The organism is Xylanibacter ruminicola, from assembly GCF_900142525.1.
GTDB lineage: Bacteria > Bacteroidota > Bacteroidia > Bacteroidales > Bacteroidaceae > Prevotella > Prevotella ruminicola_A.
In genome coordinates this window covers 85043-101459 of sequence record NZ_FRBD01000012.1, presented here as the reverse complement: position 1 = coordinate 101459, position 16417 = coordinate 85043, and the positions used below count along the sequence as shown (strand labels likewise).

The window sequence follows — 16417 nt, the reverse complement described above, 5'->3', positions numbered from 1 at the left end:
TAATCCCTACGATCCGCCTCAAATTAAATTACTTAATTTGTTTCAGAGCCAGTTTTACCACTTGTTCTACAGGGGCATCAGGCTGCGCTTGCAGTATCTGGAGCACCACCTTCTGCGTTGGAGCCGGGGCAAAACCAAGCATGGTGAGGGCAGCAATAGCCTCGTCCTTCACCTGATTGTTTACAGGTGCCGCCATCTGTCCACCCGCAGGTATCTCGTCCGATATACCTAATGTCACAATCTTGTCGCGCAGATCTACGATAATACGCTGGGCCGTCATCTTGCCTATACCCTTAATGCCCTGTATCAGCTTTGCATTGCCCGTTGATATGGCATTACAAAGCTCGGCCACACTCATGCCCGACAGCATCATTCGGGCCGTATTGGCCCCCACTCCACTCACGGTTATCAACAACAGGAACATCTCGCGTTCCTTCTTGTTCACAAACCCATATAGCAGATGTGCGTCTTCGCGGATTGACTCGTAGACGTAGAGCTTTACTTCTTTCTTTCCTTGAATGGCGCTGAACGTGTTGAGCGATATGTTCAGACCATAACCGATTCCTGCGGCCTCGATGGTTGCTAAAGCAGGGGTTAACTCGGTCAGTTCACCCTTAATGTATTCTATCATAACTTTCAATTTTGTATATATACATTATTTTAAACGCGTAATCGTTACAATTTATTGTATTTTGAGCGCATTAAGTTGCAAATTATCACAAAATGAAAGTTTTTAGATAATTTTAGCCGTCATTTTGTTACGTAATTCATATAAAAGCATTACTTTTGCCACCGCAAACAACGAAAATTCAACAAAAGAAGAATAAAAATATGAAAAAAATCAGAGCAGCCGTAGTAGGTTACGGCAACATCGGTAAGTACGCTCTCGAGGCTCTCGAGACTGCTCCCGACTTTGAAGTAGCAGGTATCGTTCGTCGTAACGGTGCCGAAAACAAGCCAGCTGAACTAGCACAGTACGACGTTGTTAAGGACATCCGCGAGTTAAAAGATGTAGACGTAGCCATTCTGGCCACCCCAACACGTAGCTGCGAGGAGTATGCTAATCAGATTCTGCCTCTTGGCATCAACACAGTCGACTCTTTCGATATCCATACCCAGATTCGTGGCTACCGTGAGCGCCTCATGAAGCTGAACAAGGAGACTAACACCGTTAGCGTGATTGCTGCAGGATGGGATCCAGGTTCCGACTCTATCGTTCGCACCTTGATGCAGAGTTTGGCTCCAAAGGGTCTGAGCTATACCAACTTCGGTCCTGGTATGTCGATGGGCCACAGTGTTTGCGTTCGCTCTAAGGAGGGCGTTAAGAACGCACTTTCTATGACCATTCCTCTTGGCGAGGGCATCCATCGTCGTATGGTTTATGTGGAGCTCGAGGATGGTGCAAAACTCGAAGAGGTTACCAAGGCCATCAAGGCCGATCCATACTTCGCTAGCGATGAGACTCACGTATTCCAGGTAGAGAGCGTCGACGATGTTCGCGACATGGGGCACGGTGTTAATCTGGTTCGCAAGGGTGTTAGCGGTAAGACTCAGAACCAGCGTCTTGAGTTCAATATGAGCATCAACAACCCCGCCCTCACCGGTCAGGTACTTGTCAATGTGGCTCGTGCATCTATGCGCCTTGAGCCCGGATGTTACACCATGGTCGAGATTCCTGTCATCGATATGCTTCCCGGCGATCGTGCAGATCTCATCGAACACTTAGTATAATAAGTAGTGAATATTGCCATTTTCGTATCAGGCAGCGGTACTAACTGCGAGAACCTGATTAAATATTTTGCTGGCTCCGAGCGTGTAAATTGCGCGCTCGTAGTCAGCAATAAGTTTGATGCCTACGCATTGGTTCGTGCCGAGAACCTGGGTGTTCCCACGGCTGTCACACCTAAAGCAGAGCTCAACAATCCCGATGTTATGATGCCTCTGCTTAAGAAATATGACATCGAGTTTATAGTGCTTGCAGGCTTCCTGCCTTTGGTTCCCAGTTTCTTGATCGATGCCTATCCACACCGCATCATCAACATCCACCCCGCCCTATTACCCAAGTATGGCGGCAAGGGCATGTGGGGCCACCATGTTCACGAGGCCGTGAAGGCTGCTGGCGAAACCGAGACCGGCATGACCGTCCACTGGGTCACCCCCGTATGCGATGCCGGTGAGATCATCGCCCAATACAAGGTAGCCCTTTCTCCCGACGACACCGTCGATGACATCGCCGAGAAAGAGCACCAACTAGAAATGAAATACTTCCCCAAGGTAGTAGAAGAAGTAATAAAAGCTCTGTAGTTTTACAGCGCTTTTATTATTAGGTTTCTGTCACTTGGAAGTCTCTTTCTCGAAACGCACTCGCGTCAAAGCAATGAAATGAGTAAGGAATTTGGTGTCGCTGTTGAGATCGTAGCTCAGTATCGACTTCCTTAGTTCTTCTGCTCCAATGGTAATCAACTCCACCAGTGACAAACCACGATTCCGATACTGTCCCGTCAAGCTAAGCACAAACCTTAGATTTCCTTTTTCCAACCGATCGGCTTCTTCACACTCCAGTCCTTTCTCTTGCACAGCTGTGATTAATGCCGCCTCTTCATCTGCACTCAGCAAATGCTCTTGACCGATCTCTTTCAAGAACCCGTCGAAGTCCTCATTTAACAGTTGCTTTAGTTTTGTATCCATATCTTATTCGTATTTTGTTCAACAAATGTAACATAGTCACTTCTCTCGAAAATTCAAAATTAGAGGCTAAATAATTATTGATTTTTTCAATTCGTATGCTAAATCATCAACAGACATACACTCATTAAATGACAGCTGTCCTTTAAAACTCCATTTGTTTTTCTGTCTGCGAATTTCGATCTCGCCCTTTTTGAGATAGGAATCAATTTCTTGACTTTCTTCCTTGAACGACCATGTAACATATTCCCAATCATCGTTATCTTCGTGGATGGTTTCGTATAAATATCTGGTATAGAGTTCAGATATCTTATTTCGCTTGCCGAGCAAATGGTCACGTGTGTCTGTTGACAGGTAATAGGAGCTAGTACCATCCCCATCCCCGTATGTCACTTTATATATAATGGTGCCTGTACAGTACCGGATGAGTTTTGGACATTTAACAAGGAGCTGTTTCCACTCTTCTAGGTCTGAATTAGGTTCTATTTCCGTTTCTTCAGGCAAGTTGTTACAAATGATATTCTTTGCGGCCTCTTGACATTTGACAAGACTATCTTTACGAGGGGTTGTATATTCTTCAGGATTATCATTTAACAGACGATGCCATCCAAAGTCACGATCACCTTTGCCCTTATTAGAAAAAGAGAATTGCTCTATGTGTTCTATTTTGAACGAGTCTTTTTTCTCCTTCGATACTTTCATATTTTCCAATTGGCATGGATAAGAACTGCCATTCTGGTTCAGGAGCAGGCGTTCAAACCGGTTATTCTCGTCCTTTAACAACTCCACAGCCCTTTCTGCGTATTTCTTGAAATCCTCCACATTGCCATTACTATAGTCAAGCAAGAATTTAATGCGGCCTTCAAGGCACGGTTCGTCTTCCCACTGACTAATGGCTTCTGACCAAGCTGAATCTTTACACAGTTCGTACTTTCTTTTCTCTTCCTCAAATTGCTGGTTGAAATTCTGAGGAGCATATTCATTATTGTTTGCCATCTTCAATTTCTTTTTATAATCCAAAATTTGGTTTGTCTTTTAAGTCGTATAGTTTTTTAATAAGCCATCTCATATCCTTCTTATCGTTGATGATTGTGTTGCACACAAGGTTACGACAGAGGCGGAACCACCGAACTTTATCTATATCATTTGTTGGTGCAATAATGATGGCCCATATTAGGAGCTGAGTCTTATAGTCTGGTTTCTTGCAGAACGTGTCCCATACATCATTGAAATTAATGGGACTCACGTCATCATTCCATTGATGTTTGTTATCATCCCAGCGTTCACCAACAACTCGAAAGCCTTCAACTATAGATTTTGCAGAGTCATCATTGAGAATGCCTTTGTCCACCAAGAAGACATAGTTCTGCTCATCATCGGGGATGAAGTCTTTACCCTTGGCATTCACCAACAGGCCTCCGAAAGTCTTGTCATCGAAGACCATGTCACCTTCATTGTATTGTGGTGATGTGGTATTCAGCTCTGCAGTTTGGCTCATACCCGAAGTATCGTCTTCGCCATTGTTCTCGTTTTCGTTTTTGTCTTTACGGAGTGCGTATTCGAAGCTGAGCAGCATTCGTATGAATCGCATCATCTCCGTATCCACTTTTGCTGGAGGGTCGCCTTTGTCAGGGGTCATAGGATACCAGAACATATTCGTCCATTTGGTATCAATATTTTCTATAAATAATAGCTTGGTGTCTTCAACTAATAATTCTTCCTCAAAGCTTGCCTTGAAATTCTCGAATGTAGTTAGGGCTAATCCGCGTGCATTCATCTTGATATAAAGGTCTTCACCAAGAGAATAGTTTTCATCGAAAGGCAATACGTAAAATCGGATGTAACCTTTGTTCGTCAGCTTTTCCCAATAATCTTCCAATTTATCTTCTATGAACGCATCATCCATAGCATCCAGCATTGTGAGCATACCCTGTACGGTTGGGTCTTCTGTCCACATGGTCAAGAACCAGTTCTGATTTTTGATATTCCAGCTGACGGACTGCTGCGGATTACCATTCTCTATACAGTTCTTAATCATCTTTTCACAGAACTCCTTTGCTGAGTCACGGGTTTCATACACAAAACGAACTTTCCCATCTTTGCCAGAAAGATGGCCTTTAAAGGCATCATGCTTGTTTGTCTTATAAGCCAGATACCAATGCAACAGGAACAGTGTGGTCAGACGTTGTTGACCGTCCAAGGGAATGAACTTGGTCTCGTCAGCCTTAACGTCCTTTTTCTGAACACCATAGACAAAATCCAGATTAATAGCAGAATTTGTCTTTGACAAAGCATCCTTCAACGATTCGATAAAGGCCTTTCTTACCTGAGTGGCCTTGAAGGTCTGACGTCCCTGCGCATAGTCTCTCTGAATACGTGGAAATACGAGATAATAGCTCTCCGTCAATGACCAGAAATTATACTCTTTTGCTTCCATCTATGAATTAATTTTCGTTAATTTATACTCGGCATAAGTACCTTTAATTTCATTGAAAGTATTGATAGCCTCTTTCATGCTTTCCAAATAAGCCTCTGCATCTTGTTCATTCCATACATATAGCTGGTCGAACTTGCGACTGTATGCTTTTTGGAATACCCGTTGCGTACACGGAGGAACGAAATATCCTTTCTGCAATTCATCCTGGATAGTCATGCGTTTCACTGGGAAAATGGCATTACCATATCCTCGATTGATACTCATGTTCAAAAGCGTCAGATTACCTATCTTATCCTTCTCTTCGTCGGGCATTGTTGCACCCAAGCCAAGATCCTTCAGTTGTTGCTGAATCGATAGCATATCGCTATTTCCGCAAAGATATTCCTTTAATGACTGGCATAGTTTTTTCTTGTCAGAATCCGAATCTTGGAAAGAATTGTTTATATATTCTTGGAGCTTATTCAGGTCATTTTCAGGAAGTTCTCTCACCTTCTTTCCAATAAAAGTGTTCTTACCTTTGGAAATACGTCCTTCTTCGATATAATTATCCACTTTCAATCCTGTAAAATACTGGATGATATGCAGGGCCCAGAGTTTTGCTTCATTGCTGTCCTTCTTCAGTGAATTGAAATCTGTCTGCGAAGCTATATGCTCAATATCCCATCTTTCTTCCTTGTATCTGTTGAAAGGAAAACGCTCTTCGCCTTCTTGCATCAGAATAGTATGGATGTTGAAGAACAGAAGATAACGGCAAATAGCATCATTGTCTTGATTATAACGCAAATTGTCAAGGATGTCAGGGTCTAACTGGCCGTCATCGCTTTCTGGGCTATCTTCTTTAACGTTTATCAATGACTTTATGATGAGCTTCTTTATCTTATCTCTTAGTGTTGACTTACTCCACTTGTCTCCATTGTCCCCATATAAACCGTTTATTAGATAGGATATGACAGTCTTGTCTATAATCTTGTTTTTCTGTTTATCGTCATTTACCGATATCCAGGGAGTAGTGGCCACCAGATAACCGATGAGATGATAATACTCCTTGTCCTTGTACCATTCCCTAATGGTAGCCATGTATTTCTCAACATTGTCCCAGAACAGCTTGATTTCCTCGACAGGGTTTTCAGTCACTCTATCATAAAGTTTATAAAACGAGTGCATAGAGTCATCGCCTTTGTCAGTCTTTTCTATTAAGTTGAAGATGTATTCCAGGCGGGTGTCGTAGATGTAGTTGGCCTCCTTGTTGTAGATAAATTGCCACAACTTTTCGTCATGCAGTTCACGCTCAAACTCATCCCATTCGTGGGCAATCTTGTCATACAGAGCCTTTGATTCCCGTGATTTTTTGATGAGATCCTGTATGGCCAGGAGCAGGCGCTGGTCTTCATCCTTAACCGTGTCATTGGTGCTGCCTTGGATTTTGCGGAATTTGTTTTCCTGCAGTACAAGACCTTTAATCAGTTCACCGCATGTCAGTGGTATCTTACCACTATTGAGATTGGTGAAAGTCCTAATGGAATCTTGGTTAGTTGTGCCATCCGAGGAAATGTCCGACCAGATAATCTTCGTATTGTAAAGAAGTATCTGATAAATAGTTTTTGCTTTAACCTTATTGTTTTTGTTGCCTTTTTGGAGATTACCCACTCTCTTGATGAATGTAGAAAACACCTCATGAATATGGAAATGGTTCAGGCTTTTGCACTTGAATGCATCAAAGTCATCGTTCTCAATACCATTAAATTCATCTTGCCAACTTGCGAAGGACTCATATTCCAAACTGAATTGTGGGCATTCAATATTGTCTATTTTGTTTTTATTCTTATGGCAGGCATACAAGAGAAGCCAGATAGTGGTGAGACGCTGTTGGCCATCGATAACATCATACACATTTCCGTCTTCTGCTGTTGGACACACAGAAATGGGCTGGAGATAATAAGCAGATGCGGATTTTTGATTCTGTGCTTGGTAACTATAATCAGAGCCTATCAATTTTTGTTGAGTACCATACGATATCAGGTCATCTATCAACTGGTCGGCCTGTGTCTTAGTCCACTTATACCCTCTTTGGTATCCTGGGATTTTGAACTGTATCTTCTCTTCGCTGATTTTACCGAGAAGTTCTTGTATTGTATATTCTTTAGGAGCTTTCATACCTTAATAATCATTTTTGTCTTGTCATTTTCTGAACGAGAAAGTGTGTTTCGATCTCGTCGAGATTAAAGATGATGAGGGTGAGTTCCACGACTGTTCTCTACTCTTCACCGAAGTATTGCTCTATGCCTTTAACTGCGAGTTGGATTGCAACATCTTTTCTTGTGCGAACTCCTGCGATTGGAACGCGTTTTGTTACGCATTTGCGTTTAAATACTTGAGAGTTCTCATCCTTTATGATGAACGTCTTGCCTTCTTTAAGGCACTTTTTATATTCATCTGAATACTCTCCTTCATAATACATTGTTCCCTTTTCAGAAGTCTTAATAACTGCAAAGGGAGCAACGCAGAAGTCGGTAAACTCCTCGTCTGATTCGAAATAGATAATGTTGTTTACTGTTTCCATATTTCTAATATAGTTTTTTCTCTCAAATATTTAAATGTATTTAGAATTCATCTTGTTTTGTCATTGTCTACATTTTTTAATTGTTACGCCAATAACATAGCAACCCTTGCCGGAAAATTCAATTTGCCGGGCAAGAATTTTAATGATGGCATGTAAATATCGTAGCTCATTGAACTAGGTTTTTAATTGACGCCACAAAGATAGTCATTATTCTCTAGAAAAAGCAAAAATAAGCAGAAAAAATATAATAAGTTTGCCCAAATGGGCTAGTTTGGACTAAATAAATTTCCCCCAGCCCGTTGCAGGCTGAGGTATAACTTAATAGGATTGGTGTTTATCTGCAATCTTGGCGGCAGAGGGTCCAGCCGCGCAGCATGGCAAAGTAATCGAGAGCGGCGGTGCCGGTTTCTTGGATGGCCATGGCGGTGGCTACTGCCATCCAACGGGCGGGTTGATCCGATGGGATGCCGATGGGCTCGTCGGGGGCGATGCCGGTGAGGCGGCTCACATTATCTATATATGCTCGCGTGTTGTTCTCGTGCGGCGGCGCCCATTTCTGGACGATGGCGCGGATGGTAAACAGGCGGTACGTGTGGTAGTAGGTGCGGGTGAGCAGCCAGAAGGCGGCACGCCAACCATACTCCATTGATTCAAACTGACAGAACGATGCATCTGTCTGCTGGGCTCGCAGGCCTTTCCACTTATCCTTACTCTTGCGAATGTTCAGTGGATTATTGTTACGAATTCCTCTTGGTGTCATACTCTTTTCTTTTTATTAATATTAATTGGTGTACTATTCGGGAAGGCCACGCTATACGCGGCGTCGAGGGCTTTGAGGTCAACCTTGCGGAGGCTGATGCCGAGACTTACGGCAACAATGGCCCGCAGCAGTTCTCGATGCTTGCGTGGGTAGAGCGAGGGCGGCGGCAGAGTGTCGTTGCCGCACACTTGCTCGTCGTTCACCACCACGTTGTGGCATACTTCCCAGATAATGTTATCGGTGGCCAACGGACCGAACCACGACTTCAACACATTGCGGATGCAGAACCGTTTGTACTGCCCCGCCAGCAGGCACCTTGTGCGCTCCAGCCGTAGCCAGAGCTGCACAAAGCATGCTTTATCATTTTTTATCTCCATATCGAAAAAGCTTAATGACATTCATGACACCTTTCTATATCGGCCGGCTTCCGTCTGCACTACAAGTCCCTGGTTCTTCCAGTTCTTCAGCATCTGGCGAACTTGGTTTCTCGACACACCTGCTCCGTTTACACTAACGCTATGCTGCAAGGCCATATCGGTGGTAAACTCCATATCCAAGCGCTCGTATATCGTATCGTTCTTACCAATGCGCCGGCGCTCGTTTCTAATGGCATAATCGCGACTGCGATATGCGTTCTCAATACGGTCGCGGAAGAAGTAGAGCGCATTATCAATCAGCGTATCGGCGATAACATCATAGGTGTCGAGCATGGCTGGTGTCTGAACTTTCAGTAGCATTTCCTTCCACAGATTCGGGTTCTGCTTCAACTGCATTTCGGCGCCGTTAAATCCATGCTTCTGAATGAGTTGTTCGCACACGCGGCAGAGCATCAGGCAGCACACCATTCGCTGGGTGGTTACGCAGGTACGGAAACGCTCGCGAGCCTTTACGCGGTCATCATTCATCATCGATTCGAGTCTGATTTTCTCCAGCCACTCTCGACCTTTTGCTTCCAATTTCGGCAGCACCACTTCGCCGTTTATCAGCGGTAGCAGATGGGCTATCTGCTGTATGCGCTCCGTCTGTTTCGATGTGAGCACGTAAGGCTTATCCTCAAGTGGAGAATAGGTATTGTCGGGCGTCTGCGCCAAGGCGATACGGCTCTGGAATCCATCGGTGTAGTTGGTAACCACACGATAGAGCGCATCGGGCGTGCCGCACATGGTGACGTTCCATAGCAGGTGCTTGATATGTACACTCACAGCGTCAGCACTCTTAGCCTCGCGGTCGTACTTAGAGCCATCGTAGCTCTGGCGTAGCATCACCGAGAAATCGCACATACTCGACTTCCATTTCTGCGCCACGGTATCGGCTTCAGGGGTGAACGAGAAAGCATGCTTGCCCTCTACATTACCCAGTCGTTCGGCCAGGTTGGCCACCGTGTTGTTCAGCGCAATATAACGCACAGGCAGCTTGGGTTCCTCGGGCTGTGTCTTCTGGTTTTTCGCAGCCTTTTTCTTGCTTCTGAACTCGGCTTCCTGCATCAAATACAGCTCGTCTACAGCCGACACCTCGCTCATCCAGGCATCAACCACGGGGTCGATATCGCCTTTGCGCGAGGCAAATTCACCTACAATATAACTGATGAGGTTCAGGCCGCGCTTCTGCCCGTGAACATCGAGCTTTACGCCCGTTGCTAGCGCTCCGATGCATGGACAGATGGCTGTGATGACGGGCATGGCCAAGGCTGGACCAACGGCATCAACCGAGTCTTTAATCCCCTGCGGCAGCCGCTTCGCGCAGAGTTCCCCTCCTGAGTAGGAGGGGCCTGGGGTGGTCTGATCAGCCTCAAGTTCATCGTCGTCGGTCTGGTCTTGGCTCTGCATCTGCTGCGCCTTGGCATTAATCTCGCGCAGACCGGCATTCATAAAGCCCTTGTCGGCGTTGTAGTTGTTGTAGAAATAGTTGATAAGGGTACGGCAGTCATCAGTCTGCGAGTAGTTCTTCAACCGCTCGCCTACCACGGCAAACAGCTGCTCTCTCGACATCAACTTGCCCACACCCACCGACAGCACCGCCAACAGGTTAGAGTGCCAGTTGCGCTCGCCCCAGATATCCATCGAGTTTGGATCCAGCCCCGCCTCCTTGGCGCACAAATCAAACTTCGCCAATGATTCGGCGGTCGCCAGTTCAGCTGCATTGTCATCTCGACTAAGCGAAGCGCATGGAGCGCTCGGCTTTGCCGCTTGGCTTGTCCAAGAAATCTCTCGACTACGCTCGAGATGACAGGGGCGCAGAGAATCCGTACCGTGAAGTTTTCTTCCATCCACATCGAGCCCACGCTGCAGATAAGCTTCGCGGAGTTCAGCTATTTCCTCATCGCTCAGCGGCTCCAGCCAATGCGGCGAACGATAAACCTCCTCATCCCTGCCCGTCACATAGATAAACCTCTCGGGTGTGATGCATTGCTCATCATAAGGCACATCAATCTCAGCACAAAACGCCTGTTGCGCCTCGGCAATTGTAAAACCTTTTGGAATGCGAATATAGATATGCACCTTCTTGCGGGCCGAATATTCTATGCGTAGCACCAGGTCCTTCCAGTCAGAACACTCATCCTGATTCAACTCCAGCGCACGCTTGATAGCTTTATCCACCAGTTCCTTTTCATCGACATCCACGCACGTCATAAACGTGAATGTCTCGGGGATGATATCAGCTTGTGCGCGATGATTATTCCTAAAGGCCGAATAGTGCGGACAGATATAGGGCAGATTGTCCTTCTGCCGCTCGTTGCCACCTCGGATGTCGGCCACCATCTTCTTGAGCCAGGGCTCGGAGAGCAGCTGGTCCAGCAGCTCTCCTGTCATGGTCTCGGCATAGCCGCGATGGTCCTTCTTAGGGTCGCCCGTATGCTTTGAGTTTACAGCTATTTTTCCACTCATCCCATCACCTCCTTGTCAAAAATTATCTCCTTTAATACCTTGCGGGCGATGTTGCCTGCCTGCTGAACCAACTGCTGTGGCAGACGGTCTATCAGGTCTTCGTCCATAGTAAATACAAAGTAGTATTTTCCATTACGTCCGTGACTCAACGAACAGTTGTCGTCGCGGAATATCGGTTGTTTTTTGTGTCGTTTGGGGCGCTCGGTCATGTAGACATTGCCATCGCGCATACCCTGCACGTGGAAGTCGCCTTGAAATGCCTCAGCCACCACATCCTCGCAACACTGGAAATCCAATGTGCGCTGTCCGTTCTCCAACTTGCCGAAGGCCATCAGACCTTCAACCATAACTTGCTCTCCTAAAATATTGCTTTTTCTTGTTTTCATTCTTACTTAAGTTTTTGCGAGCAGAAGTTTCAGAAATCCGATGGCCATCTTCACGTGAAGACTTCTTTCGCTTCGAACTCAAGTTAATTAATCCGTAATGTCAGTAGACTTTATTTATTAAACAATGATACTACAAAGTCTCTGCCCTCTGGTGTCCACACCATGTAGGGGCGCTGCTTGCCCTGACCTTCAAGTCCGTGGTAGAAGAAATAGCGAATCTCATCATATCCACAATCGGCATATTTTGCCTTTAGTTTGTAGCGGCATCCATTCCAGAACTGAACGCCCTTGTCTACCAGAAAGTGGTTAAGCATATTGGCGGTGATGCCAAGCATATCGGCCATCTGCGATACCGTGAAGCAATCGTCGGCTGGTAGATTGGCGCGCGATATGGTGCGAGCCAGAATCTTATTGGCCGCCTCTACTATCTCGTTGTCGGTCAGCGCCTCGCCCGTGCGAGGGTTCCTTGTTGGCAGATAACCACCCGTCTGACGGATCTGTGGCAGCACCTCACTGGTTACCCAGTGCTTAAACTCCTTTGCCTGCGGCATCTTTGAAGAAAGAACTAGCGAATAGAGACCTGATTCGTTGATGATGATTGCACTTCGATTCTGACCTGATACGACAATTCGTCGGGTTAGCTTGTCATCGTCATCTACATGCATCTTAACAGCTTTCTGCGGGTCACTATATCCCAACACCCCAGCTACATCACTACCTACAAAGAAAGGCTCACCTTTCTCATTAATCAATGTTCGAACCTCGCCGAACATCTCGTTCTTAAAAACTTGAATTTCCATTTTTATCCGTTTAAAGTTTAACAATCTCGTTAGCCACAACATCCATAAACACTTGTCCGTTGTATTCATGAGTCTGGAATCTCAAATCGGCTACTACCAGCTGATTCTCGCCCCATTCGATAGTCGCCAGGTTACCTAGCGCTATTACCACATAGCTATTAGCGTACTTGCCACCCAGTTCTTGCAGAACCAGCGTGCGCTTCTGCAGCACACCGTTCTCACTCTTCTCACTTTGCACGGTAGTCATAACTCCGCACTTTTTTACTCTCAGAATTTTACTTTCCATAAAAACTAAAAATTTAAATTGTTATTAATGTTTTGTCTTTTCGACAGTGCAAAGTTAGGAACTTTTATGTATGGAAAGTAAGAAAATAAAAGGTATCTCCCGACCATTTCACAGTCGGAAATAGTCGGGAGAATTATATTGAAACTTTAGTGTTTATAGGTATTTCAGCTAAAGGTCGGAAATGGTCGGAATAAAATTCTCAATAGCATCAGCATCGGCCGACAATTCTATTCTTGGTTTAGATAATTTCAACGATTTACCTTGCTTGGTAAAGCACTGTGCTGCCAGTTCATTCATACGTACCACGGTCATATGTTTCTTCTCCAGGACCTCACTGTTTACCTTTACAAGCATCAACCTGGCGGTCTCAACAGTCTTCAGCCACTCTATCGGTTTGATGTCGGTAGGCTGATTAGTCGAGAATCCCATCAGATACTGCCAGCAAGCCATCTCAGTATCGGGGGCTATAAATCCGCGATGTATCAGGAAGTCGAACCATTGCTTGCCAATTGCTTCATTGTTGTTTACCGGAAAATGAGCCACCTGCGCTACCGACGATTCTTCGTAGCGTGCGTGCCTACCCTCCATACGTATCTCGCGGTCGTCGTCAACTTGCGCATTAGCCCCGCGACGCTCAATATACTGCGCCTCGTCGCCAGTCATTATTATTCTTCTTGCCATAACTTACTTATTATTATTTTCGTTGTACGTGGCGTGATTGCCAGTCATTAAAATGCCTCGTGCTTTTGCCTCTCGTTTCTCGCGAGCCTCTATGAAGTACTTTTCCAATTCTGGCACATTTTTACCCCATTCAGGCACACCACACAAAATATTATTCAAGTTCTCAAATAATTCTATAGCCGCTTCCAAGCCTTTGAGCTGGGCCCTCTTCTTGACTCCTTCTACCAGTATTTTCAGAGGGATGGTGGCTTCGCCTATTTTTACACTGATATCTTTCACCCTTTCCGATATTTGAATATCAGCATCCTTCTCCTCGTTATCATCCCTAAAAGAATAGCGGGGGTCTGAAAGACGGTCTTTCACTTGCTTTAATGCCCTTATCCTTTCGAATTGCATGTTAGAGTTTGCATTTTCCGTTTGAGCCTTTCTTAAAATAGCATTGAAGACTGTCATTCGTTCTGAAGCAGTTCTTCCAAACAAATCCCGAATCTTCAGTACATCATCAAGTTTGTATCCGTTTGTTAGAGTATTCCAATCTGTTTCATCCAATAATTCCCTTGTTAATTTCCGAGGAGCGAATACAGAATCAGAAATAGTAGTTTCAATTGTATGAGACAATAGAATTGCAGATTCTATATTGGTTGACAACCGGAGACGATTTCTAAACTTGCGGTATTTTGCATCATAGGCGCTGGCTATGCATTTAAGATATACATACACCATTCCATAAACCATTTTTTTTCGCATCTTATAATAGGGATGTCGAGAATCGGAGGCGTTATGCGTTACAATTTTCTCATATTCAGGAATATGCTCATCTGGAGTACTGTCAATCATCACCAATGTACATATATAATAGGCATCATTAAACATGCCTATCGATATATTGTATTTATCATTGGTCAAATTATGATACAAACAACTATCCACAGTTCTACCATCGTTGACACCAAAATCCTCTATATTTGTACGAGTCTCGTACAATAGGTTTCTAGGTATTTGAAATAAATCCATTGGTTTGTCACATTTTAGAAGTTAGCATCAGTGAAATCCAATGGATTATAATCCTCTGCAGACTCCAATTCATAGTCCTCCTTTACATCCGAAAAAGCAGCATGCCCCAAACGTGCAAGGGCCTTGGTATCATCAAATCTATCCGAGACGTATTTCTTGTAATCATTTGTGATATCAATGTATTTGACGATGCTGTTATAGGCGTAGCAGAATAACTTCCACGCCTTCTTGACGTATTCGGTTGTATATGGTTCAAGCCCCTCGCGTTCACGTTGATGCATCTTGCAATCCATCATGTAAGTAAACACCCTTGCCTTACGCTCTTCAGTGTAAGCTATCGAGGCCCACCCATATGCATCGGGTTGGTTCTTGGGTTTGTGATCATACACCATATTGTAGTGCCATTGTCCAATTGACTCCTTGTACTCTAAAATCATTAAACTTTTATCCATGTCGTTTATTATTATTGATTAATATTATTATCCTATTTTATTCAAGTGTCAATGGTCAACAAATCGCGATTATTAGTGCAAAGGTACAAATTATCTCCCAAACTCCAACACATTTATGCATGAAATTTGAGAGATGATTATAAGTTTTCCGAATGTATTACAAATTATATTTCGAGCAGGTCACGAGTGTCATGTGTCATGAGTGTCATTAACGATTTGGATGTTGAATGTTTCAATTTACTTCTAATTAGTATATAATATATATATTATATACTAATTAGCTATAATTTGAGCACGAAAGGCTTAATGACATTCGTGACACATAACATTCATGACCGCATAATCCTCACAATTTTATAAAACAATTGCCTAGAGATTCGAAAACCGCAATCAGAATTTCTTACCTTTGCATCGTCAAAAATGGTTCGCACGTGCACGCGTAAAAATTTTCACGTGTGGCCGCAAAAAAATATCAATTATCAACTATCAATTATCAATTTAAAAAGTTATGGCACTGAAAGTTAAAGCACAAGAGAAATTGCAGAAGATTGGCACCTATGCTGGCACCTACCGCTACATCATGATGCCAGAGTTGTACACCGCCCTGACCCAGGACAAGGTGATCCGTGAGGCCGCTCTGCGCAGCGGCGTGAGCAAGGGCGTGATGCAGGCCTGCTGGGATGCAGCCGGCGAGGTAATCAAGGCGTGGGCCACTGAGGGTCACAGCGTAGCGCTGCCAGGTCTGGGCACCATGCGATTCGGATTGCGCGCCAAGTCGGTCGAGAAGGTGGAGGACGTGAAGACGGGTCTCATCACCAGCCGCCGCATCATCTTCACCCCATCGGTCGACCTGAAGGACGAGCTGGCCAGCACCGCCATCCAGATTGCCTGCTACGACCGCGACGGCAAGGAGGTGAAGCGAGTTACCAGCACCGACAGCGGCGACGTAGAGGATCCCGAGGACGACGGCCCAACCGGCGGACTGACTCCTAACCCTGGGGATTGATCAGACCACCCCTAGCCCCGGGGATTAAGGAGCCCCAATGTACTCCCCTCCTCCTGGGAGGAGGGGTAAGGGGTGGAGGAGAATAACTCTTATACCTTATTAAAAGAGGATGGGACAGTGCTTTATCACTCCACCCCTAGCCCCTCCTCTCGAGAGGAGGGGAACCTCCACCCCAATTCTTCCCCCTAAGAACTCAGGAGGGGAAATTATTACTAACATTAAAACATTAAAACCATGACCAAGAAGGAAACCGTAAAGTTTATCGTTCAGCTCATCGCCTCGATCGCATCGGCGATACTGACGGCACTAGGCGCCACCAGCTGCATGGGAGCCTAAGTCCAATCCCTCAGCCCGCAACGGGTTGGGGGATTTTTTCCCAACTAGTCCTTTTTGGTTTTTTTGCCATTTTTTGCTGCGATTATTTGAATAATTTGAGAATAATGACTATTTTTGTGGCGCAATAAT

Annotated in this window: 19 protein-coding genes; 4 read left to right on the top strand and 15 right to left on the bottom strand. The window is 45.0% G+C overall.

The window, feature by feature from the left end:
• Window positions 1–28: 28 nt before the first annotated feature.
• Window positions 29–631, bottom strand: coding sequence for a Holliday junction branch migration protein RuvA (gene ruvA / locus BUB86_RS09110; protein WP_073208650.1), 603 nt, complete (start codon window positions 629–631; stop codon window positions 29–31).
• A gap of 200 nt (window positions 632–831) precedes the next feature.
• Between ruvA and BUB86_RS09105 the strand changes: the two genes are divergently transcribed.
• Window positions 832–1731: a diaminopimelate dehydrogenase gene (locus tag BUB86_RS09105; RefSeq protein ID WP_073208648.1), complete on the top strand. Its 900-nt coding sequence runs from the start codon at window positions 832–834 to the stop codon at window positions 1729–1731.
• Between the two features lie 6 nt (window positions 1732–1737).
• The gene (locus tag BUB86_RS09100) at window positions 1738–2304 is read left to right on the top strand and encodes a phosphoribosylglycinamide formyltransferase (protein ID WP_073208646.1); all 567 of its coding nucleotides are present in this window, start codon (window positions 1738–1740) and stop codon (window positions 2302–2304) included.
• Window positions 2305–2334: 30 nt separating this feature from the next.
• Here the strand turns inward: BUB86_RS09100 and BUB86_RS09095 are convergent, their stop codons facing one another.
• From BUB86_RS09095 to BUB86_RS09030, 14 genes are all read right to left on the bottom strand, one after another.
• Window positions 2335–2688, bottom strand: a complete 354-nt coding sequence (locus tag BUB86_RS09095) for a hypothetical protein (RefSeq protein WP_073208644.1) — start codon at window positions 2686–2688, stop codon at window positions 2335–2337.
• Between the two features lie 66 nt (window positions 2689–2754).
• Window positions 2755–3681, bottom strand: coding sequence for a hypothetical protein (locus BUB86_RS09090; protein WP_073208642.1), 927 nt, complete (start codon window positions 3679–3681; stop codon window positions 2755–2757).
• Window positions 3682–3694: 13 nt separating this feature from the next.
• Complete coding sequence (locus tag BUB86_RS09085; protein WP_073208640.1) at window positions 3695–5122, bottom strand: DUF262 domain-containing protein; 1428 nt, start codon at window positions 5120–5122, stop codon at window positions 3695–3697.
• The gene (locus BUB86_RS09080; RefSeq protein ID WP_073208639.1) at window positions 5123–7276 is read right to left on the bottom strand and encodes a DUF262 domain-containing protein; all 2154 of its coding nucleotides are present in this window, start codon (window positions 7274–7276) and stop codon (window positions 5123–5125) included.
• A gap of 100 nt (window positions 7277–7376) precedes the next feature.
• Window positions 7377–7682, bottom strand: coding sequence for a hypothetical protein (locus tag BUB86_RS09075; protein ID WP_073208637.1), 306 nt, complete (start codon window positions 7680–7682; stop codon window positions 7377–7379).
• Between the two features lie 334 nt (window positions 7683–8016).
• Complete coding sequence (locus tag BUB86_RS09070; protein WP_073208635.1) at window positions 8017–8442, bottom strand: hypothetical protein; 426 nt, start codon at window positions 8440–8442, stop codon at window positions 8017–8019.
• The gene (locus BUB86_RS09065; protein WP_254795137.1) at window positions 8439–8840 is read right to left on the bottom strand and encodes a hypothetical protein; all 402 of its coding nucleotides are present in this window, start codon (window positions 8838–8840) and stop codon (window positions 8439–8441) included. Before BUB86_RS09065 ends, BUB86_RS09070 begins: the two co-directional genes overlap by 4 nt.
• Window positions 8841–11327, bottom strand: a complete 2487-nt coding sequence (locus tag BUB86_RS17985) for a DUF3987 domain-containing protein (protein WP_254795136.1) — start codon at window positions 11325–11327, stop codon at window positions 8841–8843.
• Window positions 11324–11713 carry a hypothetical protein gene (locus tag BUB86_RS09055; protein WP_073208633.1) on the bottom strand — a complete coding sequence of 130 codons (390 nt, stop codon included), beginning with the start codon at window positions 11711–11713 and terminating at the stop codon, window positions 11324–11326. The genes BUB86_RS17985 and BUB86_RS09055 overlap by 4 nt, the downstream gene beginning before the upstream one ends.
• Window positions 11714–11823: 110 nt before the next feature.
• Complete coding sequence (locus BUB86_RS17650) at window positions 11824–12513, bottom strand: BRO family protein (protein ID WP_073208631.1); 690 nt, start codon at window positions 12511–12513, stop codon at window positions 11824–11826.
• Window positions 12514–12523: 10 nt separating this feature from the next.
• Window positions 12524–12799 (bottom strand): hypothetical protein, encoded by a 276-nt coding sequence (locus tag BUB86_RS09045; protein WP_073208629.1) that lies wholly within the window; start codon window positions 12797–12799, stop codon window positions 12524–12526.
• Window positions 12800–12967: 168 nt separating this feature from the next.
• Window positions 12968–13480 carry a hypothetical protein gene (locus BUB86_RS09040; RefSeq protein ID WP_139261538.1) on the bottom strand — a complete coding sequence of 171 codons (513 nt, stop codon included), beginning with the start codon at window positions 13478–13480 and terminating at the stop codon, window positions 12968–12970.
• A 3-nt stretch (window positions 13481–13483) separates the two neighbouring features.
• Window positions 13484–14317: a hypothetical protein gene (locus tag BUB86_RS09035; RefSeq protein WP_139261537.1), complete on the bottom strand. Its 834-nt coding sequence runs from the start codon at window positions 14315–14317 to the stop codon at window positions 13484–13486.
• Window positions 14318–14508: 191 nt separating this feature from the next.
• Entirely contained in the window at window positions 14509–14946 is a 438-nt protein-coding gene (locus tag BUB86_RS09030) for a hypothetical protein (protein ID WP_073208623.1), read from the bottom strand.
• Window positions 14947–15454: 508 nt separating this feature from the next.
• On the opposite strand from BUB86_RS09030, the gene BUB86_RS09025 reads away from it, so the two are divergent.
• Window positions 15455–15952, top strand: a complete 498-nt coding sequence (locus BUB86_RS09025; RefSeq protein ID WP_073208621.1) for a DNA-binding protein — start codon at window positions 15455–15457, stop codon at window positions 15950–15952.
• Window positions 15953–16186: 234 nt separating this feature from the next.
• A complete protein-coding gene (locus tag BUB86_RS17645) occupies window positions 16187–16288 on the top strand; it encodes a smalltalk protein (RefSeq protein ID WP_175549467.1) in 102 nt (33 codons plus the stop codon).
• Window positions 16289–16417 lie beyond the last annotated feature (129 nt).

Coding starts and splice junctions, on each gene's coding strand:
- BUB86_RS09065 (WP_254795137.1), bottom strand. CDS start 8,840: ATGTCATTAAGCTTTTTCGATATGGAGATAAAAAATGATAAAGCATGC.
- BUB86_RS17650 (WP_073208631.1), bottom strand. CDS start 12,513: ATGGAAATTCAAGTTTTTAAGAACGAGATGTTCGGCGAGGTTCGAACA.
- BUB86_RS09080 (WP_073208639.1), bottom strand. CDS start 7,276: ATGAAAGCTCCTAAAGAATATACAATACAAGAACTTCTCGGTAAAATC.
- BUB86_RS09085 (WP_073208640.1), bottom strand. CDS start 5,122: ATGGAAGCAAAAGAGTATAATTTCTGGTCATTGACGGAGAGCTATTAT.
- BUB86_RS09030 (WP_073208623.1), bottom strand. CDS start 14,946: ATGGATAAAAGTTTAATGATTTTAGAGTACAAGGAGTCAATTGGACAA.
- BUB86_RS09075 (WP_073208637.1), bottom strand. CDS start 7,682: ATGGAAACAGTAAACAACATTATCTATTTCGAATCAGACGAGGAGTTT.
- ruvA (WP_073208650.1), bottom strand. CDS start 631: ATGATAGAATACATTAAGGGTGAACTGACCGAGTTAACCCCTGCTTTA.
- BUB86_RS17985 (WP_254795136.1), bottom strand. CDS start 11,327: ATGAGTGGAAAAATAGCTGTAAACTCAAAGCATACGGGCGACCCTAAG.
- BUB86_RS09035 (WP_139261537.1), bottom strand. CDS start 14,317: ATGATTGACAGTACTCCAGATGAGCATATTCCTGAATATGAGAAAATT.
- BUB86_RS09055 (WP_073208633.1), bottom strand. CDS start 11,713: ATGAAAACAAGAAAAAGCAATATTTTAGGAGAGCAAGTTATGGTTGAA.
- BUB86_RS09025 (WP_073208621.1), top strand. CDS start 15,455: ATGGCACTGAAAGTTAAAGCACAAGAGAAATTGCAGAAGATTGGCACC.
- BUB86_RS09090 (WP_073208642.1), bottom strand. CDS start 3,681: ATGGCAAACAATAATGAATATGCTCCTCAGAATTTCAACCAGCAATTT.
- BUB86_RS09095 (WP_073208644.1), bottom strand. CDS start 2,688: ATGGATACAAAACTAAAGCAACTGTTAAATGAGGACTTCGACGGGTTC.
- BUB86_RS09045 (WP_073208629.1), bottom strand. CDS start 12,799: ATGGAAAGTAAAATTCTGAGAGTAAAAAAGTGCGGAGTTATGACTACC.
- BUB86_RS09105 (WP_073208648.1), top strand. CDS start 832: ATGAAAAAAATCAGAGCAGCCGTAGTAGGTTACGGCAACATCGGTAAG.
- BUB86_RS17645 (WP_175549467.1), top strand. CDS start 16,187: ATGACCAAGAAGGAAACCGTAAAGTTTATCGTTCAGCTCATCGCCTCG.
- BUB86_RS09040 (WP_139261538.1), bottom strand. CDS start 13,480: ATGGCAAGAAGAATAATAATGACTGGCGACGAGGCGCAGTATATTGAG.
- BUB86_RS09070 (WP_073208635.1), bottom strand. CDS start 8,442: ATGACACCAAGAGGAATTCGTAACAATAATCCACTGAACATTCGCAAG.